This is a genomic window from Paenarthrobacter sp. TA1.8 (genome assembly GCF_048595705.1).
GTDB lineage: Bacteria > Actinomycetota > Actinomycetes > Actinomycetales > Micrococcaceae > Arthrobacter > Arthrobacter nitroguajacolicus.
On sequence record NZ_CP184287.1, the window covers coordinates 2,674,070 to 2,697,690 of the forward strand.

At 61.3% G+C, this 23,621-nt stretch carries 21 protein-coding genes; 8 read left to right on the forward strand and 13 right to left on the reverse strand.

What is annotated here, in order from left to right; translation table 11 throughout:
• Positions 1 to 13: 13 nt before the first annotated feature.
• The 4 genes from thrS to ACNAOT_RS12340 all read right to left on the reverse strand — a co-directional run bounded on the left by thrS (position 14) and on the right by ACNAOT_RS12340 (position 7,178).
• Positions 14 to 2,023 carry a threonine--tRNA ligase gene (thrS, locus tag ACNAOT_RS12325; protein WP_420178224.1) on the reverse strand — a complete coding sequence of 670 codons (2,010 nt, stop codon included), beginning with the start codon at positions 2,021 to 2,023 and terminating at the stop codon, positions 14 to 16.
• 151 nt (positions 2,024 to 2,174) lie between these two features.
• Positions 2,175 to 5,687 (reverse strand): DNA polymerase III subunit alpha, encoded by a 3,513-nt coding sequence (locus ACNAOT_RS12330; RefSeq protein WP_420178225.1) that lies wholly within the window; start codon positions 5,685 to 5,687, stop codon positions 2,175 to 2,177.
• 3 nt (positions 5,688 to 5,690) lie between these two features.
• A complete protein-coding gene (locus ACNAOT_RS12335; protein ID WP_420178226.1) occupies positions 5,691 to 6,035 on the reverse strand; it encodes a DUF6504 family protein in 345 nt (114 codons plus the stop codon).
• A gap of 81 nt (positions 6,036 to 6,116) precedes the next feature.
• Complete coding sequence (locus ACNAOT_RS12340; protein ID WP_420178227.1) at positions 6,117 to 7,178, reverse strand: FAD-dependent monooxygenase; 1,062 nt, start codon at positions 7,176 to 7,178, stop codon at positions 6,117 to 6,119.
• Between the two features lie 52 nt (positions 7,179 to 7,230).
• Between ACNAOT_RS12340 and ACNAOT_RS12345 the strand changes: the two genes are divergently transcribed.
• Positions 7,231 to 7,767, forward strand: coding sequence for a TetR/AcrR family transcriptional regulator (locus tag ACNAOT_RS12345; protein WP_420178228.1), 537 nt, complete (start codon positions 7,231 to 7,233; stop codon positions 7,765 to 7,767).
• 46 nt (positions 7,768 to 7,813) lie between these two features.
• On the forward strand, positions 7,814 to 8,203 hold the full coding sequence (locus ACNAOT_RS12350) for a hypothetical protein (RefSeq protein WP_091467874.1): 390 nt from the start codon (positions 7,814 to 7,816) through the stop codon (positions 8,201 to 8,203).
• Positions 8,204 to 8,206: 3 nt separating this feature from the next.
• Here the strand turns inward: ACNAOT_RS12350 and ACNAOT_RS12355 are convergent, their stop codons facing one another.
• Positions 8,207 to 8,953 (reverse strand): SOS response-associated peptidase, encoded by a 747-nt coding sequence (locus ACNAOT_RS12355; protein ID WP_420181161.1) that lies wholly within the window; start codon positions 8,951 to 8,953, stop codon positions 8,207 to 8,209.
• Between the two features lie 168 nt (positions 8,954 to 9,121).
• Here ACNAOT_RS12355 and ACNAOT_RS12360 point away from each other — a divergent pair, with 168 nt between their 5' ends.
• The 3 genes from ACNAOT_RS12360 to ACNAOT_RS12370 all read left to right on the forward strand — a co-directional run bounded on the left by ACNAOT_RS12360 (position 9,122) and on the right by ACNAOT_RS12370 (position 11,251).
• Complete coding sequence (locus ACNAOT_RS12360) at positions 9,122 to 9,382, forward strand: mycoredoxin (protein WP_091467878.1); 261 nt, start codon at positions 9,122 to 9,124, stop codon at positions 9,380 to 9,382.
• 148 nt (positions 9,383 to 9,530) lie between these two features.
• Positions 9,531 to 10,616, forward strand: a complete 1,086-nt coding sequence (locus tag ACNAOT_RS12365; RefSeq protein ID WP_420178229.1) for an S-(hydroxymethyl)mycothiol dehydrogenase — start codon at positions 9,531 to 9,533, stop codon at positions 10,614 to 10,616.
• Positions 10,613 to 11,251 (forward strand): MBL fold metallo-hydrolase, encoded by a 639-nt coding sequence (locus ACNAOT_RS12370; RefSeq protein ID WP_420178230.1) that lies wholly within the window; start codon positions 10,613 to 10,615, stop codon positions 11,249 to 11,251. Before ACNAOT_RS12365 ends, ACNAOT_RS12370 begins: the two co-directional genes overlap by 4 nt.
• 35 nt (positions 11,252 to 11,286) lie before the next feature.
• On the opposite strand, the gene ACNAOT_RS12375 is transcribed toward ACNAOT_RS12370, so the two are convergent.
• The 4 genes from ACNAOT_RS12375 to ACNAOT_RS12390 all read right to left on the reverse strand — a co-directional run bounded on the left by ACNAOT_RS12375 (position 11,287) and on the right by ACNAOT_RS12390 (position 15,764).
• Positions 11,287 to 13,605 carry an FdhF/YdeP family oxidoreductase gene (locus tag ACNAOT_RS12375; RefSeq protein WP_420178231.1) on the reverse strand — a complete coding sequence of 773 codons (2,319 nt, stop codon included), beginning with the start codon at positions 13,603 to 13,605 and terminating at the stop codon, positions 11,287 to 11,289.
• 86 nt (positions 13,606 to 13,691) lie between these two features.
• Complete coding sequence (locus ACNAOT_RS12380) at positions 13,692 to 14,441, reverse strand: lipoate--protein ligase family protein (protein WP_420178232.1); 750 nt, start codon at positions 14,439 to 14,441, stop codon at positions 13,692 to 13,694.
• Positions 14,441 to 15,244: a thioesterase family protein gene (locus ACNAOT_RS12385; RefSeq protein WP_420178233.1), complete on the reverse strand. Its 804-nt coding sequence runs from the start codon at positions 15,242 to 15,244 to the stop codon at positions 14,441 to 14,443. The genes ACNAOT_RS12380 and ACNAOT_RS12385 overlap by 1 nt, the downstream gene beginning before the upstream one ends.
• Positions 15,245 to 15,275: 31 nt before the next feature.
• Positions 15,276 to 15,764: a VTT domain-containing protein gene (locus ACNAOT_RS12390; RefSeq protein ID WP_091467891.1), complete on the reverse strand. Its 489-nt coding sequence runs from the start codon at positions 15,762 to 15,764 to the stop codon at positions 15,276 to 15,278.
• 115 nt (positions 15,765 to 15,879) lie between these two features.
• On the opposite strand from ACNAOT_RS12390, the gene ACNAOT_RS12395 reads away from it, so the two are divergent.
• Positions 15,880 to 16,851 (forward strand): hypothetical protein, encoded by a 972-nt coding sequence (locus ACNAOT_RS12395; protein WP_420178234.1) that lies wholly within the window; start codon positions 15,880 to 15,882, stop codon positions 16,849 to 16,851.
• Here the strand turns inward: ACNAOT_RS12395 and ACNAOT_RS12400 are convergent.
• Both ACNAOT_RS12400 and ACNAOT_RS12405 read right to left on the reverse strand, forming a co-directional pair.
• Entirely contained in the window at positions 16,848 to 18,350 is a 1,503-nt protein-coding gene (locus tag ACNAOT_RS12400) for an FAD-dependent oxidoreductase (protein ID WP_420178235.1), read from the reverse strand. The genes ACNAOT_RS12395 and ACNAOT_RS12400 overlap by 4 nt on opposite strands.
• A 68-nt stretch (positions 18,351 to 18,418) precedes the next feature.
• Positions 18,419 to 18,910: a DNA alkylation repair protein gene (locus tag ACNAOT_RS12405; protein ID WP_420178236.1), complete on the reverse strand. Its 492-nt coding sequence runs from the start codon at positions 18,908 to 18,910 to the stop codon at positions 18,419 to 18,421.
• A gap of 60 nt (positions 18,911 to 18,970) precedes the next feature.
• Between ACNAOT_RS12405 and ACNAOT_RS12410 the strand changes: the two genes are divergently transcribed.
• Entirely contained in the window at positions 18,971 to 20,059 is a 1,089-nt protein-coding gene (locus ACNAOT_RS12410; protein WP_179016501.1) for a PDDEXK nuclease domain-containing protein, read from the forward strand.
• Between the two features lie 6 nt (positions 20,060 to 20,065).
• Here ACNAOT_RS12410 and ACNAOT_RS12415 read toward each other — a convergent pair whose 3' ends face one another.
• Complete coding sequence (locus tag ACNAOT_RS12415; protein WP_420178237.1) at positions 20,066 to 21,040, reverse strand: dienelactone hydrolase family protein; 975 nt, start codon at positions 21,038 to 21,040, stop codon at positions 20,066 to 20,068.
• 125 nt (positions 21,041 to 21,165) lie between these two features.
• Here ACNAOT_RS12415 and ACNAOT_RS12420 point away from each other — a divergent pair, with 125 nt between their 5' ends.
• Positions 21,166 to 22,518 carry an HNH endonuclease gene (locus ACNAOT_RS12420; protein WP_420178238.1) on the forward strand — a complete coding sequence of 451 codons (1,353 nt, stop codon included), beginning with the start codon at positions 21,166 to 21,168 and terminating at the stop codon, positions 22,516 to 22,518.
• A gap of 100 nt (positions 22,519 to 22,618) precedes the next feature.
• On the opposite strand, the gene nrdF is transcribed toward ACNAOT_RS12420, so the two are convergent.
• Entirely contained in the window at positions 22,619 to 23,593 is a 975-nt protein-coding gene (gene nrdF, locus ACNAOT_RS12425) for a class 1b ribonucleoside-diphosphate reductase subunit beta (RefSeq protein ID WP_011775019.1), read from the reverse strand.
• Between the last annotated feature and the right edge of the window lie 28 nt (positions 23,594 to 23,621).

Here is a 23,621-nt window from a genome sequence, read left to right on the forward strand (position 1 = left end):
TGTGTCCGTTCCGTCAGCTCTCGCGGTTCTTGACGGCGTCAACGATCCTGCGGACCGCCTCGGCCACGGGAACCCCGTTATCCTGGCTGCCGTCCCGGAAGCGGAACGACACCGCACCGGCTTCTGCGTCCTCACCACCGGCAATCAGGACGAAGGGGATCTTGTCTTTGCTGGCCGTGCGGATCTTCTTCGGGAACCGGTCCGAGGAGATATCAACCTCGGCACGGATTCCTGCAGCTTTGAGCTGGCCAACGACGTCGAACATGTAGTCGTTGAAAGTTTCCGCCACGGGGATTCCCACCACCTGGACAGGAGCCAGCCAGGCCGGGAACGCCCCGGCGTAGTGCTCGGTGAGTACACCCATGAAGCGTTCCACGGAACCGAAAAGGGCTCGGTGGATCATGACCGGCCGCTGGCGCGTGCCGTCGGCTGCCTGGTACTCCAGTTCGAAACGCTCAGGCAGGTTGAAGTCCAGCTGGATGGTGGACATCTGCCAGGTCCTGCCGAGTGCGTCCTTTGCCTGGACGGAGATTTTAGGTCCGTAGAATGCTGCTCCACCCGGGTCCGGTACCAGCTCCAAACCGGAAGCCGCAGCAACCTCGGAAAGAGTGCGGGTGGCTTCCTCCCAAGCGGCATCGTCACCAACGAACTTCTCTTCGTTCTTGGTAGAGAGTTCCAGGTAGAAGTCGTCCAGGCCGTAATCCTTGAGCAGGCCCAGGACGAAGTTCAGCGTGGTGGTGAGCTCGTCCTTCATCTGTTCGCGGGTGCAGTAGATGTGGGCGTCGTCCTGTGTCATGCCACGGACGCGGGTCAGACCGTGCACAACCCCGGACTTTTCGTAGCGGTACACAGAGCCGAATTCGAAGAGGCGCAGCGGAAGTTCGCGGTAGGACCGGCCCCGTGAACGGAAGATCAGGTTGTGCATGGGGCAGTTCATCGGCTTCAGGTAGTAATCCTGGGCCGGCTTCCGAACAGTGCCGTCTTCGTTGAATTCAGCGTCTACCTGCATCGCCGGGAACATGCCGTCCTTGTACCAGTCAAGGTGGCCGGAGACCTCGTAGAGGTGTCCCTTGGTGATGTGCGGGGTGTAGACGAACTCGTAACCTGCGTCCACGTGGCGTTGGCGGGAGTAGTCCTCCATTGCCTTGCGGATGATGCCACCCTTGGGGTGGAACACAGGGAGGCCTGAGCCCAGCTCATCCGGGAAGGAGAAGAGGTCAAGTTCGACGCCGAGCTTGCGGTGGTCCCGTCGCTCAGCTTCAGCAATGCGCTCCTGGTAAGCCTTGAGGGCTTCCTTGGTGGGCCACGCGGTGCCGTAGATGCGCTGCAACTGCTGGTTGTTCTGGTTGCCGAGCCAGTACGCGGCGGAAGAGCGGGTCAACGCGAAGGCGTTGGCGATGATTTTGGTGTTCTGCAGGTGGGGACCGCGGCAAAGATCGCACCAGATGCTCTCGCCGCTCTTTCGATCCACATTGTCGTAGATCGTGATGTCGCCCGCACCTACCTCGACATTGACGCCTTCCACCGCATCGCTTGCGTCGTTCTTCTTGCCCAGCAGCTCGAGCTTGTAGGGCTCGTTGGCCATCGCTTCGCGGGCTTCTTCTTCGGTGACCACACGGCGAACGAATTTCTGGTTCTGGTTGATGATCTTTTGCATCATCTTTTCCAGCGTGCGGAGGTCTTCCGGGGTGAAGGGCTCAGCGACGTCGAAGTCGAAGTAGAAGCCGTCGGTGATGTACGGGCCGATGCCGAGCTTGGCGTCGGGGCGCAACTGCTGAACAGCCTGTGCCATGACGTGGGCTGTTGAGTGGCGGAGAACGTTGAGCCCATCGGGGGAATCGATGGTGACGCCCTGGACGTCTGCGCCTTCGGTGAGGATCTGGTCAAGGTCTTTCAGCACACCATCCACACGGGCTACAACGACGTCGCGGCGCTCGAAGAAGAGTTCCGCGCCGGTAGTCCCTTCCGTCACCTTGGTCTCTTCGCCATCGACGATGAGGGTGATCTGTTGGGCATCTGACACGGGTGTCTCCTATTCATAGTTAAGGCTTCATAGCTTGTGGCGTACGGGGACCACAGCCAGCCACCGACAATCGTATCCGCTTCAGCGAAGGCGGCCAAAGCAGCGCGCCGGGACCGAATTGGGCTGGCCGGGGCAAGATTCAGCCGCGGGTTCAGCTTCCCAGACCAGTGATGGCAAGGTTCCTGGAGATGCCGTGGAGCGGCCCATGGTGGGTGTAACCCTCCGGTAGCCCCATTTCGGCAGGCAGGAGTTCGGCATATGGCAATGCTTCGGGCCGGCTGAGGTCCCAGGCTTTGCTTGCGCTCAGGCTGATTCCCTTGGGACCGGTCCTTCTGGTGGTTCCACGGATCAGTAGCAATCGGGTACCAAACAGCAGTGGCCCGGATTCTTCCTGGGCTTCATGGAAGAAGACTGAATCCACGCAACCGGTCCCGTCGTCGATGCTGATGAAGACGACGCGCCGCCCGCCTCGCATGGGTGGGGTCTGGGTCGCTATTCGGACCCCTGCCACCAGGACTTCGGTCCCGTTGCGCAGGCCCAGGAGTTTGTCTGCCGTTGTAACTCCCAGTTTGTCCAACAGTGGCCTGTGGCTATCCATCAGATGCTCGCTGACATCCACAGCCATGAGATCAAGTTCCGCCCTGACGTTGTCCACCATGGAAGGTTCGGGAAGTTCAGGAGCCAGGTTCCTCAATTCAATATCGCCCAAGGCAAATGACAGTTGACCTTCGATGACATCTGCAGATTTTTTCGAAGGGCTGCTTTGGAGTGCCTGCAAATGGTGCACAAGATCGGCCCGGTTAGCTTTTCCGCCAGAATCTTTATGCAAAGCATCGAAGGCGCCAAGTTGGGCAAGTCTTTTGATGTTCGGCTTGCTCACCCTTGCCCGCGCACGCAGGTCCGCCAGGGAGTCGTAAGGTTGCCCGGCCACGATCCGCTTCAATTCCGCGCCTGAAAGTCCGTAGATTCCTGTGAGGCTCAAGCGGATGCCGAGCTTGCCCTCATCGGGGCCCTGTTGGATTTTCTCCACCCGATATTCGGTTTGGCTCCTGTTGATATCCAAAGGAAGGATGGGAATGCCGAGTCGGCGGGCTTCCGCTACCAGAAGGCGTTTGGGATACATCCCGGGGTCATGTTCCCACAGACCGGCAAGAAAAGCCTCGGGATGATGGGCCTTGAGCCAGGCGGACTGATAAGTGGGCACCGCAAAGGCAGCACCGTGGGCTTTGCAGAAACCAAAACTGCCGAAGGCTTTCAGGGTTCCCCAGACCTTGTCCACCACTTCGGGAGAGTAGTTCTTGATTGCTTCCCTGCGGAAGTACTTCTCCACTCCCGGCTCATGCACTTCGTCGCCCAGGGCCCTGCGAAACTCATCAGCCCTGTCCAAACCGCAGCCAGTCATGACGCGGAAGGTCTTCAGGATCTGTTCATGGAACACGGTAACGCCATGGGTCTCTTCCAACACGGGCTTCAGGTCCTGATGGGGATAAATCTCAGGAGCAAAGCCATGCCGATGTTCCAGGAAGGGTCGCACCATGTCGGATTTCATGGGTCCGGGCCTGAAAAGTGAGATGTCGATGATGAGGTCGTTGAATTCCCGGGGCGCCATCTTTCCAATGAGCTCACGCTGTCCCGGTGATTCGATCTGGAAGCAACCGAGTGTGTGGGTGCTCCGGATCAGCTCATAGGTGGGCTCATCGTCGAACGGTACGGCGTTGAGGTCAATCCGGCCGTCAGGGGCGATGTAGTCGGGACCTGCGCCACCTGGCTCCACTGGATGCCGCCCGGCTGCGACAACTTCAGCCTTGGAAGGATGCAGCCTGATTACTTCCCGAACCGCGAATGCCATGGCGCTCTGCATGCGCACTCCCAGGACATCCAGTTTGAGCATGCCCATGGGGTCCATGTCGTGTTTGTCGAACTGGCTCATGGGCAGGCCCAAACCGCTGGGCTGAACGGGAGTTCGGTCCAGGAGTGTTGCATCTCCCAAAATCACTCCACAGGGATGCATGGAGATATGCCGGGGCAGCCGATCCAGCCTTTCGGTGAGATCCACCAACAAATCCAACTGCTGGTTCTCCTCCATGGCACCCCTCTCCACGCGCCCGGCAAAATCGCGCAACTCGGGCTTCTCCACCAGGGCTTCGCGGAACTTACGTGCAGAGAATCTCCACAGCTGCTTGGCAATCTCACCCACTTCTTCGTCAGGCATTCCCAGGGCCATGCCTGCATCCCGAACGGCACCACGTGCCCTATAGCCGTTTTGCATGCTCATCAGGGTGACGCGTTCGGCACCGAAGCGGTCAAAAATCTTTCGGTAGACGTTATGCCTTTCAGCACTTTCCACATCAATATCAATGTCAGGAAGCGTGGATCTGCGGCCGGAGAGGAAGCGCTCGAAGATGAGGTCATGGCGGATCGGGTCAACCTGGCTGATATCGATCAAGTAATTGACCAGGCTTGAGGCACCGGATCCCCTCGCAGCTGCCCTGACACCCATATCGAGGATCATCCTTGAAACTTCTGCCACTGTAAGGAAGTACGAGGCAAAGCCGAGCCTGCCGATGATCCCCAGCTCGTGCTCCAACCGCGAGCGCAGATGTTCTTCTGCATCTCCATTGATGCCCGGGAACCGTCGGGTGATTCCGGCTTCGCAGCGTTGGTTGAGTTCAATCATGGGGTCAGCGTCGATGCCGATGATGGAGGCCTCGGGAACTACCGGCTTCTTCCATCCCATATCAAGGACAGGATTGATGCGGCATTTGTCTGCGAGCACTTCAGTGTTTGCGAGGAGTTTGGTGAGGTCGGCTTTCCCCAGGCCTGCTGCGCTCATGATTTCTTTGCCGAGTTGGAGCATTTGGTGCGGGGTCTTAAGCCAGCCCTGCCCTGTTGGTTGGAGCATCCCTGTTGGTTGGAGCGGGGGTGCCGTTGAGAGTTCAGGGAGGGATTTGAGGGTTCGTGCGGAGTCGAGGACGTCTGCGGTGGCGGCGCCGTCCTGGGCACAGTAGCGGACGGCGTTGCTGAGGATTGCGGGAATGTTGTATTCGAGTGCGAGCTTGAGCATGCGCACGGCATGGGCTGTGCTTAGTGGTTCTCCGGGGGCGCTGAGGTGGGATACGACTTCAGCGACCATGGTGCCGGGTGGCATGGCGTCTATCCATTGTTTGAAGAGGGTTCTGGGCCTGAGGTATTTGCGGCCTCCCATGGCTTGGCCGACGTCTGAGTCGGGTCCTATCAGCACGGTCAGGACTGGTTTGAGGGTTTTGGGGTCGAGGGTCCTTGAGGCGAGTTCGCCGCGGGTGACTGCAGCGGGGACCGCTCCCCCGGCTTTGCCTGAAGTGCGTGCGTGGGCGTCGGATATAAGGCGGCACAGTGCCCTGTACCCTGCGCCGTTGTTGTTTCCGTGGGCGAGTACGACGACGCGGCCCGCGACTTGGGTGCGGTGGTCGTCGTCGAATACCGCTAGGTCCACCCCTACGATGGGGTCGATGCCTGCGTCCATGCATGCTTTGAGGTGTTTGATGGTGCCGTACAGGCCGTCCCGGTCTGTGCAGGCGAGCGCTGTGGCTCTGTCTGCTGCGGCTGTTTGGGCCAGCTCATCCGGCCAGGAGACGCCGTAGTGAGCGCTGAATGCCGTGGAGACGTGCAGGTGGGTGAAGCTCAACGTTTACGCCGCTTCTTCGGGTTCTACGGCGCGTGCTGGTGCGGCGTCGTGGATGCGCAGGAGTCTCCAGCGTCCGCTTCCTACGTGCCGGACCAGGTCGAGGGTGATGGGGTGGCTGTTTTCTGCGTCAGCTGAGGTTGGCAGGAGTTGGACACGCCAGATCTCGTGGTCAACCAGGCCAGCTCCGCTGCCAAGGGGGGCGCGGCTTTCTTCAAGCCACCATTGGCGCCGTTCGTACCATCGAACAGGTTCGTTGGTGACCGTGTATTGCGTTCCTTTCCATTGGACTTCCCGCGGCTGGCCTGCGTCAGTGCAGCTAACTCCGACAGATTCACTGAACAGCCCCATGCCCTCACCTCTTTACGCCAGGAAACCATATTCGAAAGTATGTTCGAATAAATCAAGTTTACGCCGACGTACCGACAAAACCTACTTCGAAGTTTCAGCGCCCTCCCGGGCTCCGGCCACACGTTTTCCCACCTGCTTCAACAAGGCGTCGCGCCATGGTTGTGCGCCCTGGGCAAGAGCAACGCTCCCCATGGCGGAAGAAGCCGAGCGGAGTAGCTGGGTGCGAATGACCCGCCTCCTGTTGTAGGTGGCGAGTGCCTGGTCCATGGGTTGGTCGTTCAGCAGTTTGCCCAGGGTCACAGCATCGATGAGGGCTTCGCAGGCGCCACGCCCCAGGTTTGGGGTCATGGCGTGCGCGGCATCCCCTACCAGCGCAACGCTCCCTCGCGTGTATCGGCCCATGGGTGGAGTGGTCCAGATGCGTTGCGCCAGTGACGTCTCCGGATTTGCCTGCGAGAGTACAACCCGCACAGCGGACGAGTAGTTGGCATAGCGTTGACGTGTCACTTCGAGTGCCTCTGCGACGTCTACCTTGTCCGGGCCCAACTCGGAGCGGAAGGAGGCGTACCAGTTGCTTCCCCCTACGGCAGGGGCCAAGCCGAAAATTTCACCGCGTCCCCAGTATTCTCCAACGTCGCGTGGGGACGGGGTTCCGGGAACGACTCCCCTGACTGCCAGGAAGGGCGTGGGCTTTGCCGCACTTCGCTTGCCCCACGAATCCCTCCGAACAATGCTGTTGACTCCATCGGCTCCCACGGTCAACGCGGCTGCGCCCGAAGGGTGATCCACCCTCCCCGCTACCCGGCGTACCGAAACGGGCACCGCGGTGTCCAGCAGCCTCAGCAGTTCGGGTCGGGATACTCCCAACAAACCCTCACCCTCCATGGACAGCAGGGCTTCTCCGGAGGGCCGTCGAAGTGCGCCGGCTTTGATAATGGCTCCATGATTCCGCACGGCCCCGAGTATCCCCAGTCTGGATAACGCCTGCTGGGCTTCCGGCCACATGGCCAGGGTTGTTCCGACTGTTGGGAGTTCGGTCCGCTGTTCATGGACAGTGACGTCGAACCTGCCGGGGTTGAGCATTCCTGCGAGCGCAAGCCCGGCGATTCCTCCACCAATGATGTCCACTTTTTCCATGGCCACACTGTACTACTACATTTGTAGTACCGATAGGGTTTGAAGCTAGACTTTCGCCATGCCGGACCGCCGAACCGAACTTGCCGACGCAGCGCTCGCAGTCGTTGCTGCCAAGGGCCTCAAGGGACTCACCCACCGGGCCGTCGACGCCCAAGCAGGCGTCGCCGTCGGAACTACCTCGAACTATTTCCGCAGCCGTGCAGCGCTGATAGGGGCCGCCGTCGACCGCGTTGAAGAACGGGACCGCCTCCTGCTCCAGCAGGGTGGAAGGGAAATCCCGACGTCGGTAGCCGCCTTGGCAGAGCAGATCGCCGGAGCGGTCATGGGACTCGCGCATGAGAACGCGGAACTGACCCGGGCCCGTTTCGCCTTTGCCCTTGACCAGCCCGATGTTGTGGCTGCCGGGCACGAGCGGCTGGTATCGGCCTTGGCGCAACTGCTCGGAGCCATGGGCATACCAGAAGCCAGGGCCCGGGCGGAAGCAATATCCGACTACAGCGACGGCTTGGCCATGCACCTGCTGACCGCCCGCAAAGGGCAGCACACGGACAGCGCTACGGTGGCACGGAACGTCCGGCGCTTGCTGGAAGGGTGAAAGTCAAGGGGTGGACGGCAGCCGGTCCACAGAGCAGGATTGTGGCATGAGCACCAATGACGCACTCCTGAAGCAGGTCAACATCTCCGCCGAAGACGACAACCTCGTGGCACGGTTCGAAATCGATGGCAACATACCAGGCTCCGGCGCTTACGTCGTGGGCCTTGTTGCTGCCAGCGAGGACTATTCCTCACAGCGCAGGCTCGGAATCGAGTTCATGAACGGCGAGGCAATCTCGTTCTACTCCTTCAACCACTCCCTCAGTGCCGAGGAGAACTACGACATCAAGGGCGTGGAGCACTCCGGCAACGTCATCACGGGGAACTTCCCGATGTCGGCCATCCACGGCCTCAGCAAAGGCCACGTCATGACGGGCTTCAGCGAAGCCGATGGCCGGGAGTTCCAATCCGGCGTGCCGGTGAACGAAGCCCTCTGACTCCTAGAAGAGACCCTCCACCGGTTCGATGAGTTCCGGTGAGTTGTTACGGACATTGCCCACTGCGGCCCCCACCGGGTCCAGCGTCCAGTCAGCGGCGGCGTCGTGCGCCCTGGACCGGACCATGTCCACCAAACCCTGGGCGTCTTTCTCGCGCGGATCCAACCACGCTTCCATCGTCTCCGTGCTCATGGGCAACGGAACCCTGTCATGGAGGGCGGTCAGTTCGTCAAACACCGAAGCACTGCGCCGGGTTCGCGCCTCCTCCACCGTGGGGGTGTCGGCGGTCAGGATGGACATGGACAGCAACCAGCGGCCCGGGTCATCAGGGGAAGCTGACTGGTCCCGCCACCACTCGTACAAGCCCGCAAAGACCAGACCGTGGCCGTCCGCCGGATGCACATAGTACGGTTGCTTGTTCTTGCCCTCGCCCTTCTTCCACTCGTAGTAGCCGTCCGCGGGAACCGCACAACGCCTGGCCACCGCAGCTTTCTTGAAGGACGGCTTCTCCAACAACGTTTCGCTGCGGGCGTTGATAAGCCTCGCGCCGCCCTTGGGGTCCTTCGCCCATGAGGGCACCAGCCCCCACTTCGCGACGTGGAGCTGCCGCTTAACGTCGTCGTCAATCAACCTCTCCAACACAATGGGAACAGCGTCCGTAGGAGCCACATTCCACGATTTCCCAAGGGCAATCTCGTTCTCAAGCTCGGCGTCGAAATCGGCAAGCAGGTCCCCCACCGCACGGGCCATCACATAACGTCCACACATGGCAACAGTCTGCCTCCTCCCCGCCAAACGCACCAGCGCAGGCATGTGACGTAACCCGGCTTCGCGACCGAACGGGAATTATTTGATCGCGGGTTACCGTTGATATCAACGAACCATCCCGTGCAAACGATCAATACTGAGGAGAGCTCTGTGGACTTCACTCCCGACTCCGGCACCATCACCATGTTCTCGACTACCTGGTGCGGTTACTGCAACCGCCTGAAGAAGCAGCTGGACGCCAAGGGCATCGGCTACACCGAGATCAACATTGAAGAAGTGGATGGCACTGCCGAACTCGTCGAGCAGCTCAACGGCGGAAACCGTACGGTCCCCACCGTGCTGTTCCCCGACGGAACCGCGGCCACCAACCCCTCCGCTTCCGAGGTTGAGAAGCGCCTGGTCGCCGTCTAACCGCCGGCTCCACGCGTAACCCCTCCAGGGCCCGCACGGAACAATCCACACGCTGTCTGTCACCTGTGATAGACAGATTGGGAATCCGTAGCGGGCCCTGCTGCATTTAAGGGCCCCCGCTACCCGCGAGCCCGAAAGGAACATCTCCATGGTCCACGCAGTCAAAGGTGTCGTCGTCCGCTCCAAAGGCGCACCCGCAACCCTGGAAACCATCATGGTTCCCGAGCCCGGTCCCGGCGAAGCCTTGGTGGACATCCTCACCAGCGGCGTCTGCCACACCGACCTCCACTACAAACTGGGCGGCATCAGCGACGATTTTCCGTTCCTGCTCGGCCACGAAGCCACCGGCGTTGTCAGCGCGGTGGGCCCCGATGTCACCGATGTAGCCCCCGGCGACCGCGTCGTCCTCAACTGGCGGGCAGTCTGCGGTAACTGTCGTGCTTGCAACCGCGGCCAAGCCCAGTACTGCTTCAACACCCACAACGCCACCCAAAAAATGACCCTCGAAGACGGCACGGAACTCTCGCCCGCCCTGGGCATCGGCGCGTTCACCGAAAAGACCCTGGTCGCCGCCGGACAATGCACCAAGGTAGACCCCGACGCCGATGCCGCCGCTGTCGGGCTGCTCGGCTGCGGCGTCATGGCAGGCTTGGGTGCGGCACTGAACACCGGCGGCGTCAAGCGTGGCGACTCGGTGGCCGTCATTGGTTGCGGCGGCGTGGGCGTAGCAGCCATCGCCGGTGCCGCGCTCGCAGGCGCCACCACCATCATCGCCGTCGACATCGACGCAAAGAAGCTCGAGCGCGCCAAAGAACTCGGCGCGACACACACCGTGGATTCATCCGCAGGAGACCCTGTCGAAGAAATCCGCGCCCTGACAGGCGGCTTCGGCGCAGACGTGGTGATTGACGCCGTCGGACGTCCCGAAACCTACAAGCAGGCGTTCTACGCCCGCGACCTCGCAGGCACCGTGGTCCTGGTTGGTGTCCCCACTCCGGAGATGACCCTGGAACTACCACTTCTAGACGTCTTCGGCCGAGGCGGATCACTCAAGTCATCCTGGTACGGCGACTGCCTGCCCTCCAGGGACTTCCCCATGCTCGTGGACCTCTACAAGCAGGGCAAGCTGGACCTGGACGCATTCGTGACCGAGCGCATCACCATTAACCAGGTCGAAGAAGCGTTCGACAAGATGCATCAAGGCGCCGTCCTGCGATCGGTGGTTGAGCTGTGAGCGCCGGCAACCTCTCAATCGATCACGTCATTACTTCCGGGACATTCTCCCTTGACGGCGGAACCTGGGACGTTGACAACAACGTCTGGATCATCGGCGACGACTCCGAATGCATCGTCATCGACCCCGCCCACAACGCCGAAGCGATTCGTGAGGCCGTGGGCGGCCGCACCGTCAAAGCCATTTTGCTGACCCACGGCCATGACGACCACATCAGTTCCGCCGGCGCGTTTTGGGAGCTCGTCAAAGCTCCCATCCACCTGCACCAGGACGACTGGATGCTATGGCGGGCAGTGTTCCCCGAAATTGATCCCGATGTGGCAATCGTGGACGGCGACGAGTTCACCATTGCCGGTGCAACACTGAAAGCGATCCACACTCCCGGACACTCGCCCGGGTCTGTCTCGTTCCACCTGCCCAGCGAAGAAACACTCTTCAGCGGAGACACACTCTTCCAAGGCGGACCCGGTGCGACGGGACGCTCATACAGCGACTTCCCCACCATCATCGAGTCCATCCGGACCAAGCTCCTCCCGCTGCCCGAGGCAACCGTGGTCCGCACCGGACACGGCGATTCCACCACCATCGGCGCGGAAAAGCCGCACCTGGATGAGTGGATCGCAAGGGGTCACTAGCTCCAGCGCTAGCGAGCTTCACGGTTTCGTTCGCGTCAGCCGGCTGCCGACCCGTATACCGGGGCGGCGGCCGGCTCAAGCCTGATAATCACCGACTTCGAGGCCGGAGTATTGCTCTCCTCCGCCGTCGAATCCAACGGCACCAGGACGTTCGCCTCCGGATAGTAAGCCGCTGCGCATCCCCGCGCACTGGGGTACGCGACCAAACGCAACTGAGGCAGGACACGGTCAACGCCGTCGTCGGCCTCGCTGTGTACATCCACGTAGCCCCCGTCCTCGAAACCCAATTCGGCCAGGTCCGATGAATTCACCAAGAGGACCATGCGGCCTTTCTTTATGCCCCGGTACCGATCGTTCATGGCATACGTGGTGGTGTTGAACTGATCATGTGACCGGATTGTTTGCAGGAGCAGGCGGCCCTTGGGAATCGTAATTGTCTCCAGCTCGTTAACGGAGAACATGGCCTTGCCCGTTGCTGTCGGGAATGTCCTGCTGTCTCTTGGCCCGTGCGGCAAGACGAAGCCATCCTCCTCACGGATGCGGGCATTGAAATCCTCAAACCCCGGCACGACGCGGGATATGTGATCCCGGATGGCGTCATAGTTGCGTTCCAGCCCGACCCAGTCAACCGGCACTTTATCGCCTAGGACAGCTTGGGCCATGCGGCTGACGATGGCCACCTCGGACAACACATTCGGGGCTATTGGCTCAAGCGGACCCACCGAGCGATGTACCGCGCAGACCGTGTCCTCCACGGTGACAAACTGCGCCACGCCGCCCTGCCTGTCGATCTCTGTGCGACCCAACGTCGGCAAGATCAGGGCCTGCTCACCTACCACCACATGGGAGCGGTTGAGTTTGGTTGAGATTTGTACAGACAGACGCGTTTTCCGCACCGCCGCTTCAGCAACCTTGGTGTCTGAAATTGCGTGGATCAGGTTACCTCCCAACGCGATCAGGACTTTGATCCTGCCATCCCGCATGCCCCTAATGCTGTCCACTGCATCGACGCCGGGATTCTGTGGCGGGGCAAAGCCGAACTCCCGCTTGATTGCCTCCAGGAACCGTGGCGGCATCTTCTCCCAAATGCCCATGGTCCGGTCGCCTTGGACGTTGCTGTGTCCACGGATCGGGCCCGGCCCTGCGCCGGGCTTTCCGATGTTGCCGCGTAACAGGAGCAGGTTGATGATCTCCTTGATGGTGGGCACGGCCTTCTTGTGCTGGGTAATGCCCATGGCCCACGTAATGATGACTTTATCGGCACGGACGTACCTTGCGGCCAGTTCATCAATATCGGCGCTGCCAAGCCCAGTGGCAATGAGGACATCGCGTTCATTCAACGTGGCGAGGTGGGCTGCCAAACCGACGAAGCCCTGGCAATGCTCATCTATGAACGTGCGGTCCAGCACCGTTCCGGGGGCAGCCCTCTCGGCATCGAGGACACGCTTCGATAGTGCCTGCAACAATGCCATATCCCCGGCAATGCGGATTTGCAGGAACTGGTCTGCCAGATCTGTGCCCTTGCCTACCAATCCCCGAGGCCGTTGCGGGTTCCGAAAGTTGATCAGACCAGCCTCGGGCAACGGATTCACGGCCACAATCTCCGCGCCCGCTTCTTTCGCTTCCTCCAGGGCCGTAAGCATCCGCGGATGGCAGGTTCCCGGGTTCTGGCCCATGATGATGATCAGGTCAGCCTTGGCAAAGTCCGCATAGGTGATGGCAGACTTCCCCACCCCGATGGTTTCCCCCATGGCGACCCCTGTGGATTCGTGGCACATGTTGGAGCAGTCGGGGAGATTATTGGTTCCGAATGCCCGAACGAAAAGTTGATAGAGGAACGCTGCCTCGTTGCTCGTGCGTCCGCTGGTATAGAACGTCGCCTGGTCAGGGGTCCCAAGCCCGTTCAGCTCCTGGGCGATGACCTCAAACGCCCGGTCCCAACTCACAGGTTCATAATGATCAGAGCCCGCAGCCTTATAGACCGGTTCCACCAACCTTCCTTGCTGTCCCAGCCAGTACTCGGATTTGGACTCCAAGGCACTCAAGGTGTTGTCCGCCCAGAACTGCGTGGGAATCCTGAGTGGCTCCGCCTCCCACCCGATTGCCTTGGCGCCGTTCTCGCAAAATTCAGCAGCCTTACGTTCCGGCGGGTCAGGCCAGGCGCAACTCATGCAATCGAAACCGTCCTTTTGGTTGACGGCCCGTAGTGTCTTCCACGCCCGGGACGGCCCCATATCGGCCATGGCGTGCGGAAGTGTTTCGCTCAGACTGGGCAATCCCGCGGCGGATCTCTTGGGCGGGCTGACGCTGATGCCTACGTCAGAATCCTCAATAGGGTGCTTCTTCCGGCCCATTGTTCCACCGCGATCCGCGTGCTTGGGAAACCCTGTCTAATTCAGACTAGACCCGGGCACCAACACGCTCAACGGACCTGCGGCGACTAGGCCAGCAAAGTCTGGAAGTCGCCGTCGATGATGTCTGCGTAACCGCGGTAAGCCTCAATCACGGCGTCCTCCACGGTTGCTACGTCCAGATGCGGCAGCAGGTCATTCGCAGCCCCGGCAGTGGCGGTGTCCCATTCGAGGCCGAGCGCAGCATAACTCGCGGCCAGTACCTCGCGAATGGGTTTGGAGTCCTCCACCACGATCACGGAGCTGAACAACCAACCTCCGGAGACGACGCGTTGGGCAGTGCCGATGAGCTTGATGCGGTGAGCAGGAAAATCGGGGTCCTCACCGTGGACGCTAAACTCCCCCGGACAGTACTCCCCCGGAATTTCGCCGACGGCGGCATGGACGCCGACGCTGCGAAGCGCACCGGCCAGCAGCTCACCAAACTCCGAGAAACGGGCTTTGGCACGCACGATCGCGTCGGGATGCGGCTCAATATGATCTATCACCAGGGTCCCTTGGTGATACGCGGCGGCGCGGCCCCCGGCTTTGCGTATCAGGGGCTCAAAACCGAGTTCCCGGCATGCCTCCTCCGCTGCGTGAAAACCAGGAAGGTTGGCATCGCGCTGGCCGAAAGCCACGGTAGGTTGCGGACGATACAGGCGGAGGGACGGACCGAGCTTGCCGTTGCGGGCACGCTGAAGCAGCTCCAAGGCGAAATCGAGGTCTCCCGCCGCCCCCATCGAATCCTTCTGGCGATAAACCGTAAGCTGGCGGGTCCCTGCTTCCGAGCCGCCCATCAACTCTTCCTCAACGTCAGGATCTGTTCAGCCCGCCCGAAAGGTCCGTTGGCATCATGGAGCACAGTGGATGTCAGGCCGATGCCGTCAGCCCCGAAAGAGACCTTGTTGTCCAGCCCCAACCATTCACCCGACGGAGCACGGTACATGTGGATCTGAAGATCGACATTGGGAAAAATGTAGCTGTTTTCACCAGGTGGAACACGGGCCGCGATGCCGTTCGCGGTATCCACCAAGCCCATGAGGCGGGCGAGATCGGTGCTGTCGTGTTGGTCGGTCAGCGGATGGGATGTCCGGATCCACACCTTGCCCGAACCAGGCCGGTGTCCTTCGGCAATGCGCATCTCCAAGGACCGGATGTATCCCCCGGGCCACACGCTGGCGCCATCCCATGGCTTGCATTCGTCCGGGGCCGGCATGGACTCATCTTCCACTGCGGCTACAGCGCTGGTGTCGCTGGTGACCATACGCCACGCGGCAGCACGGATTGCCACACGGCCTCCCGCCGAAAGCTCTGCCTGGATGAGTTCGATGGTCCGTCCCGGCCTCAACGTCGAGGTGGTGACCTGGAACTCGCCACCGGGAATCAGACCGAGGATTTCGTAGCTGATCCGCGCCAGGCGGACGTCGTTTCGTGGCTCATGGCGAACCAGGGCATCGGCGATGATGCCCGAGGCGGGGGCCATGTGTTGTTCGTGGGGATTCCACGCGCCTTGGGCATGGATGGTGGACCGGTAGCGGCCCTCGCCCAATGATTCGTAGTAAAAATCGCCGTCCGCCAGTTCCGGTAATGCAGTAGTCAACCCAGGCCTTTCGCCGATCCAGCTGTAGAACTCAGACCACTGTATCCGCTGATTTGGTCCTCGCCCGACGCCGACGGAACACGACAACCCAGACGACGATGGCCGCCAAGGCTGCGATTCCCACCGCAGCACCAACTGGCGACGCCGCCGCTACCGCCAGCCACGCCTCCAAAGCAGCAAGACCAATGGTCGCGTAAAGCAGTGCCCAGATGACAGAACCCGCCACGGCGGCGGGCAAGTACCGTCGGAGCGGCATGCGGGCTGCGCCCGCTGCAAGGTTGATGGCCGTCTGGAGGCCGATGGTCAGGAAAGAGAGTACGACGGCGTACGGTCCCCAGCGCTGAATCAGGGCCTGGGCACGCGCTGCTTTGGGCCGCTCCAAAGAATCACCGAAGCGGGTGTGCGCGAGTCCGGCCACCGCTCCCCGCCCAATCCAGTAGGTGACGTTGACGCGGATCATGACGATCGCGAAGAGCGCCGCGAGTGCGACGCCGAAAGGCAAACTCATGATCTGGTCCACTCGACTTAGGCTACCCTAAGCAGCGGGTCAATGAAGACTCGCGCTCATGGACTGCACGGCGGAAACTCTGGACGAGTCCAAACCGAAGGACCAGTGCGAACCCTAGGATGAGTGGATGGACCTCCGCGATGCCGCCCAGGAGCTGTACGCCGTGACACCCCGTGATTTCACGGCCGAACGAACTGCGCTTGTCCGCAAAGCGAAGGATGCCGGCCAGAAGGACCTGGCTAAAGAGATTGGCAACCTCCCAAAGCCGGCCGCCGGCGCCTGGGCCATCAACATGCTGGCCGTTCACAAGCCCGAGGTGATTGACGGCGTCGTACGCTTTGGTGTTTCGCTGCGAACCGCCCAGGAGGAGGGCGACGCAGAAGTGTTTCGCGAACTCGGGCAGCAGCGCCAGGGCCAACTGACATCTGCTGTGCATGCGGCCAAAGATCTTGCCTCCGAGCTTGGCGCTCCTCTTAGTGCTGCCGCGGCATCCGACGTTGAGCAAACGCTCAGGGCCGCCATGGCCGATGCCGGGGCCGCCGCCGCGGTAGGAACCGGGCGGCTGGTGCGGGGACTCAGCGGGAGCGGCTTTGAGACAGTGGACCTTACAGGTGCCATCGCTGCGACCGGTCCGGACGACGAAGCTGGCCCCGTATCTGCGAAGGCGCCTGCAAAGCGCGCGGCCAAGACGGAACCGGCGTCACCTTCCAAGGACAAGCCCTCTAAAGAGAAGCCGTCCAAAGAGAAGGAACCAAAGGACGAGGCGACGTCCCTCGCCGATCGGCGTGCCGCCAAACAACAAGCCGCACTGGAAGAGGCCCGCCGCGACTTCGAAGCCGCCGACAAGGACGCCAAGGAAGCAGAAGCGGCAGCATCCGAGGCGTGGGACACCGTCAAAGAGCTGGCCGGCCGTCGAACAGACCTCAAATCCGAGATCGAAGACATCAATAAGCGTCTGGCCACTCTTGAAGCCGAACTCATTGGGATTACCCGTGATGCGGAATCCGCGGAATCAGACAAGAAGCGTGCGGTCCGGGCCGCAACGCAGCAACGACGCGCCGCGGACCAAGCCCAGCGGCGCGTCGAGCGGCTGAGCTAGTCCTTCTTCTTGACCGGCGACTTCTGCAGGTGGTGCGTGGCCGGGCCTTCCAGGTACTTTCCTTCCGGGGTGAAACGCGAACCGTGCAAGGGGCAGTCCCACGATTTTTCAGCGTCGTTCCAGGTCAATAATCCGCCCAAGTGCGCGCAGCTGGCGGACACCATGCAGACCTTCCCGTCCACGGTGGACACCGCCGCGGGCTCGCCCTTGTAGAGCCCGACGACGCCACTGCCTTCCGGTGGGCGCGTTGCGTCAGTGATTTCAGGGTTGCTCCTGACCTTGGCCTTGTCCTCGATCATCCGTTTGGCGGTGCTGGCATTGAGGCGAATGGATTGGATGGCACCTTGGGGTGATGTGACCCGGTGATGGATCGCCGTGGCCCAGTCGGACTGGCCACCCAGGATGTCCGAGGTGATGGACAGGGCAGCAGCCACTCCGTTGCTCATCCCCCATTTGTTGTAGCCGGTGCCAAAGAAGATCCGTCCGTGGCCACGGGGAAGTTTGCCGAAGAACGGCATCAGGTTAGTGGCTTGGTAGTCCTGTGCTGACCACGTGTGGGTGACCTCAGCTCCAGGGTAGTGCTCATGGGCCCATCCCAGCAGGTCATTCAGATGCTGTTGCGGCGAAGTGGCGCGGCCACCGGTATGCCCGTAGCCGCCAACCAAGAGCAACTCGCCCTCGGGAGTGGGATAGGTCCGCTGGGATCGGGTTGGCGCGTCGATGGACAGGTACATTCCCTTCGGAATGTCCCCTGCCACGCGAAGGGCGGCGGCGTAGGAACGGTTCGGTTCGAGCTTCGCGAAGTACAAACCGCGGTCCAGGATGGGCGTTCCTGTGGCAACCACCACAGTGTCCGCGGTGAACGTTCCTTTGCGGGTGGCCACTTCCAACGGCAGATCTGAGCCCACGTTCTGGACCTGCACGCCCTCAACGATCAGGCCGCCGTGCTCCCGGACATCGCTGGCGAGGGTCTCAAGGACATCCATGGGGTGAATCTGCGCTTGGTCTTCGAGCTCCAGCGCCTCCACAACAGGGAACGGCAATCCAGGATCACGGCTGAAATGGACATCCAAACCCGCGTCCCGCGAAACGGCAGCTTCCTTGCGGAGCCGCTGCCCGCCGTCGTCGGTGGTTGCGAAGGTGACCGCGGTCCTGCGCTGGAAGGGGACGCCTTGCTGCTCCATGTACTGCGCAAGCCAGGCTTGTCCGGTCTTGTTGGCTTCCACATAGGCCTGGACCACCTTCAGCGAGTACTGGCTGCGCAACGCGGAAAGCACACCGCCCTGCAGGAGGCTCAGCTTGCCAGTTGTGTTTCCCGTAGTCACAGCGCCTAGTGTCCGGGCCTCGAAAACCACCACGCGCTGGCCGGAGCGGGACAAGAGCAAAGCTGCGACCATTCCGGTGAGGCCGGCGCCCACCACAATCGTGTCAAAGTGCTTCTCAGCGGGGATTGCGTCAGACGTGAAGTGAGATTTGCGGTCAAGCCATAGCGATTTCATCGAACAATCCGCCTCTCAAACTCAGTGGCATGTGTTGAGGGAAACGCTAGGCGGGTCGCTGGTGCTTATCAAGGGGTGGCGGCGTCTCTCGCCAGGGCAGCTGCATGCTGTAGTTCGGCGTCCGGATCAGTCGCCCAACGTTCCAGGACGCGTTCTGCGCGTTCCTTCGCGAGTCCTTCCAGCCGCGCAATGAGAGGCCTCACAACGTCTCTGGCCAGCGGGTCCACCAGCTCCCGGGTTCCTGCATGCCTGATGAATCCCTCGATGCGCGTCAGATCCGTGTTGACGAGAAGCCCGACCTTGGCCTGCAGCAGAACCACCGCCGCGAGGCGGCGTTCGAAGACCGGCTCCTCCCAAAGTTCCGAGCTCAGGGCGGTGATGTCGTCATGGTTGAGGTTCTTGTACCGCTTCAGCGCATCCCGGACCGTGCCACGCACCGCGCCCACGGACGCGCCGTATACCTTCAGGCTCCCGCCCAGACGTTCACTGGCCTCTGCCGCCTTCTCCCAGGTCGATTCCATCTGCAGGGTGTAGTCCACGAATTCACCGGCTTCACTCACCTGTCTATTTTGTCAGTGCCTCCCCCTATCGTGATGACAACAGCAACCGACAGGAGCAACATGCCGTCCCAAGAGCTCGCCACCGAGGCATCCTTTCCGGGTGTCCCCGCTGCTTCGTCCATGCCCGACTGGTACCCGACACTGCTCAACACCGTGGCTCAAGAGGTCCGTGTCGGCAGGACCCGGGCGCTGGCAGCCGCCAATAGCGAGTTGTTGAATTCTTACTGGAGTATCGGCCGGCAGCTCGCCGAGCGTGAATCCGAGCAAGGCTGGGGAGCCAAGGTGGTCACCCGTTTGTCCGCCGACATCCGGACACGGTTCCCGGAAGCAAAAGGCTTCTCCCCCAGGAACCTGAGGTACATGAAGAGCTTCGCCCAAGCATGGCCGGACTTTCCAATGTTGCAAGCGCCGCTTGCAACATTGCCCTGGTACCACCAGATCGCACTGCTGGAAAAGCTCGACGACGCCGCCACGCGCCTTTGGTACGCCGCGGCGGCTGCCCAACACGGATGGTCGCGCAACGTGCTGACCCACCAGATCTCAACGCGTCTGCACGAACGCTCAGGGCAGGCCATCACCAACTTCAAAACCACCATGATCCCTGCCGATTCGGACCTCGCGCAGCAGGCGACCAAGGACCCCTACGTCTTTGACTTTCTGTCCATGAGTGATCGGCACACCGAACGGGACCTGGAGCTGCAGTTGGTGAAACACGTGGAGAAATTCCTGCTGGAGCTGGGCCAGGGTTTCGCTTTCGTTGGTGAGCAGGTGCGGCTGGAGATTGCCGGGGACGAGTTCTTCGCGGATCTGCTCTTCTATCATCTGAAGTTGCGCTGCTACATGGTCATCGAACTCAAGGCCGTGAAGTTCGAACCTGGGTTCCTCGGGCAATTGGGTATGTATATGGCGGCCGTGGACGACCTCATGGCGCATCCTGACGACAAGCCCACCATCGGCCTGCTGTTGTGCAAGGAGAAGAACAGCGTGGTGGCCGAGTACGCACTGCGTGGATTCAACGCTCCTGTGGGCATCGCGGAGTGGAAAACCTCCGTTGCTGACTCCTTGCCCGATGAGTTGGTGGCGAGCCTGCCGAGTATCGAGACCTTGGAGGCCGAGCTGGCGAGCGAGGCTGCGCGTTTGCAGGGCTAGGGGTGTTTAGACGTTGTCCTTGAACCATGTCAGGGTGTCGTTCCACGCTGCCGTTGCCTGGGCCTCCACGTAGCGCTCGCCCGTGTCATTGTGGAACGCGTGGTCCACGCCGGGGTACACCTTGAGCTGGTGCTTGACCGCTGAGGCATCCAAGGCTGCCTGCAGCTGGGGCATTGCCCCGGTGATACGTGCATCGTTCTCCGCGTAGACGCCAAGGACCGCCGGCTTGATGGTGGGCACCTTGGCCAGGTCCGGCGCGGGACCGTAGAAGGCGGATGTTGCTTTGAGTCCTTGGATCTCGGTGCTTGCCTGCCATGTGATGCCGCCACCGAAGCAGAAACCCACCATGGCGATCCGGCCCTCTTCGACGAAATCCTGGCCGTTGATGTACTCCAAGGCTGCTTTGAAATCGTCCACGTGCCTTTGGGCGCCCGCCTGCGTCAGAGCGCCGGGGACAGCGTCCGGATCCATATTCGCGGTGCCGCCCTCCCTGCTGAGGAGGTCCAGCGCCAGCGCCGCGTACCCTTCCTTGGCGAAACGTCGGGCAACGTCCTGGATGTGCTGCGTGAGCCCGCGGTTTTCGTGGCAGATCAAGACGCCGGGACCCTTTTGGCTCCCCTCGGGCCTGGCCAGGTACGCGCTGATTTCCGTCCCGTTTGCGGGGAACGTCACTGTTGCCGTCGTCAGGCCCGCAGCACCTTCCGGGACAGATAACGGACTCTTGGCGTTGGGAACTGCAGTAGTCGCGGTCCCTGTTCTTGCCGCCTCGGATGTCGGTGAAGGCGTGGGCATGGGGTCGGTGGTTTGAGGAACCTCGTCCGGTGTACAGCCCACCAAAGTCATGGCTGCCGCGGCCGCAGTCATGCTTCCCATGATGAACGCCACCCGCCTGGTGAATGTCTTGTGCGACATGTCCCCCGACCGGAAGTCGTCGTAAAACTCTTCAATCAAGTACTTTTCGAACTTCTCAAGCTGCACCATGGTGAACCTCCCGAAGATGGCACTTATCCTCCCCTGATGTGAAGACGCGGACAAGGGCGGGATGGTTCAACTCCGTCGCGGATGAAGCGTCTAATAATGTCAGTGCCTCCTGCGAGAGTAGGGACATGAAGCAGATCCGGGAAAGGCAAACGAAGACAGCGGTGTCCGCTGCGCCTCTTCTTGCCACATCCCGAGGCGTGCCTCAGCCCGGCGCGGTTCCGGCCGGCTCCGTGAGTGGGGACCTGATCGAGCAGTTGCGGGTTTTGGAGGAGATGAAGTCGGCCATCACGGCTTTGCAGGCGCGGGTTGCTGTGGCTTTTGATCTTGCCCAGCGTGCAGAGCAGGCCGAGGCGGGTGTTCCTGTTTCGGAGCGTGGCAGTGGGGTGGGTGCTCAGGTGGCGTTGGCCCGGCGGGAGTCGCCGAATCGTGGGTCCCGGTTGCTGGGTTTGGCGAAGGCCCTTGTGCTGGAGATGCCGCGGACGTTGGCGGCTTTGAAGTCGGGGCAGTTGAATGAGTGGCGGGCCACGCTGCTGGTGAAAGAGACCGCGTGTTTGTCTGTTGAGGACCGGTGCGCGGTGGATGAGGAACTCGCTGCCGATACCGGGACTTTTGAGGGGAAGGGCGATAAGGCGATTGTTGCGGCGGCGAAGGCTGCTGCGTATCGGCGTGATCCGCGGTCGGTGGTCGGGCGTGCGAGCCGTGCCGCAGCCGAGCGGATGGTGAGCCTGCGCCCTGCTCCGGACACCATGACGTACCTGACGGCGCTGCTTCCGGTCGCGCAAGGGGTGGCTGTTTACGCTGCTCTTTGCCAGGCTGCTGATTCGGCCCGTTCCAGCGATGATGCGGGCTCTGGTGTTGTCCCGACCCGTGGTCAGGTCACGGCCGATACCTTGGTCGAGCGCGTCACCGGTACACCTGGCGGGATTTCAGGGATCAACCTGGACCTCGTCATGACCGACCGCACCCTGTTCCAAGGCGACAGCGAACCGGCCCGGCTCAAGGGCTACGGAATCGTCCCGGCAGAATGGGGGAGGGAAATAGTCGGTTCGGGGCAAGCCGGCCAGGTCCACGCGACAACGCCGGATACAGAGCTCACTGTCTGGCTTCGCCGGCTCTACACCGCACCAGCCAGTGGTGAGCTGTTGAGCATGGACTCCAAAGCCCGGCTCTTCCCGGCGAGGCTTCGGCGCTTCATTGAAACCCGCGACGATACCTGCCGGATGCCGTACTGCGATGCGCCGATCCGGCATATCGACCATGTGGTTCCTTGGCGTTCCGGAGGGAAAACGAACCTCGCCAACGGTGCAGGTCTATGCGAGGCGTGCAACCACACCAAGGAAAACCCCGGCTGGACCACCAAAACCGTGCATGCCGGCGTGCACGGGGGTACGCACACCCAGGAAATCAGCACCCCCACCGGACACAGCTATCAATCGAAAGCCCCACCCCTACCCGGACACCGCCCCTCCAGAACATAACCACCCGCCGACGGAGCTGCGTTGCCTCAAGCTGCGCACAAAAAAGGCGGACAGCGATCGCTCGCTGTCCGCCTTCTAAAGTCGACTAATAGACGACGTCTTAGAACTCCCAGTCCTCATCCTCCGTGTTGACAGCTTTGCCAATCACGTAGGAGGAGCCCGAGCCGGAGAAGAAGTCGTGGTTCTCGTCGGCGTTCGGGGACAGGGCCGACAGGATGGCCGGGTTCACGTCGGTGACGGAAGCGGGGAACATGGCCTCGTAGCCGAGGTTCATGAGGGCTTTGTTGGCGTTGTAGTGCAGGAACTTTTTGACGTCCTCGGCAAGGCCGACACCGTCGTAGAGGTCGTGCGTGTACTGAACTTCGTTTTCGTACAGCTCGAAGAGCAGCTCGAACGTGTAGTCCTTGATTTCCTGCTTGCGGGCCTCGGAAACCTTCTCCAAGCCCTTCTGGAACTTGTAGCCGATGTAGTAACCGTGCACGGCCTCGTCGCGAATGATGAGGCGAATGAGGTCAGCCGTGTTCGTGAGCTTGGCGCGCGAGGACCAGTACATGGGCAGGTAGAAGCCCGAGTAGAAGAGGAAGCTCTCCAGCAGCGTGGAGGCCACCTTCCGCTTCAGGGGGTCGTCGCCCTGGTAGTAGTCCATGACGATCTGGGCCTTCTTCTGCAGGTTCTCGTTTTCGAGGGACCAGCGGAAAGCGTCGTCAATCTCCTTGGTAGAACACAGGGTGGAGAAGATGGACGAGTAGGACTTGGCGTGCACCGACTCCATGAAGGCAATGTTGGTGTACACAGCTTCTTCGTGGGGGGTGATCGCGTCCGGAATCAGCGAAACGGCGCCGACGGTGCCCTGGATGGTGTCCAGGAGAGTGAGGCCGGTGAAAACGCGCATGGTGAGCTGCTGCTCGTCCGGCGTCAGTGTGTGCCACGACTGGACGTCGTTGGACAGCGGCACCTTCTCCGGGAGCCAGAAGTTATTGACCAGGCGGTTCCAGACTTCCACGTCCTTGTCGTCCTGGATCTTGTTCCAGTTGATGGCCTCGACGTGTGTCAGCAGCTTGACCTTTTCGGTCATTTCATCCCCTTAAAGCGATGGTTTTCTT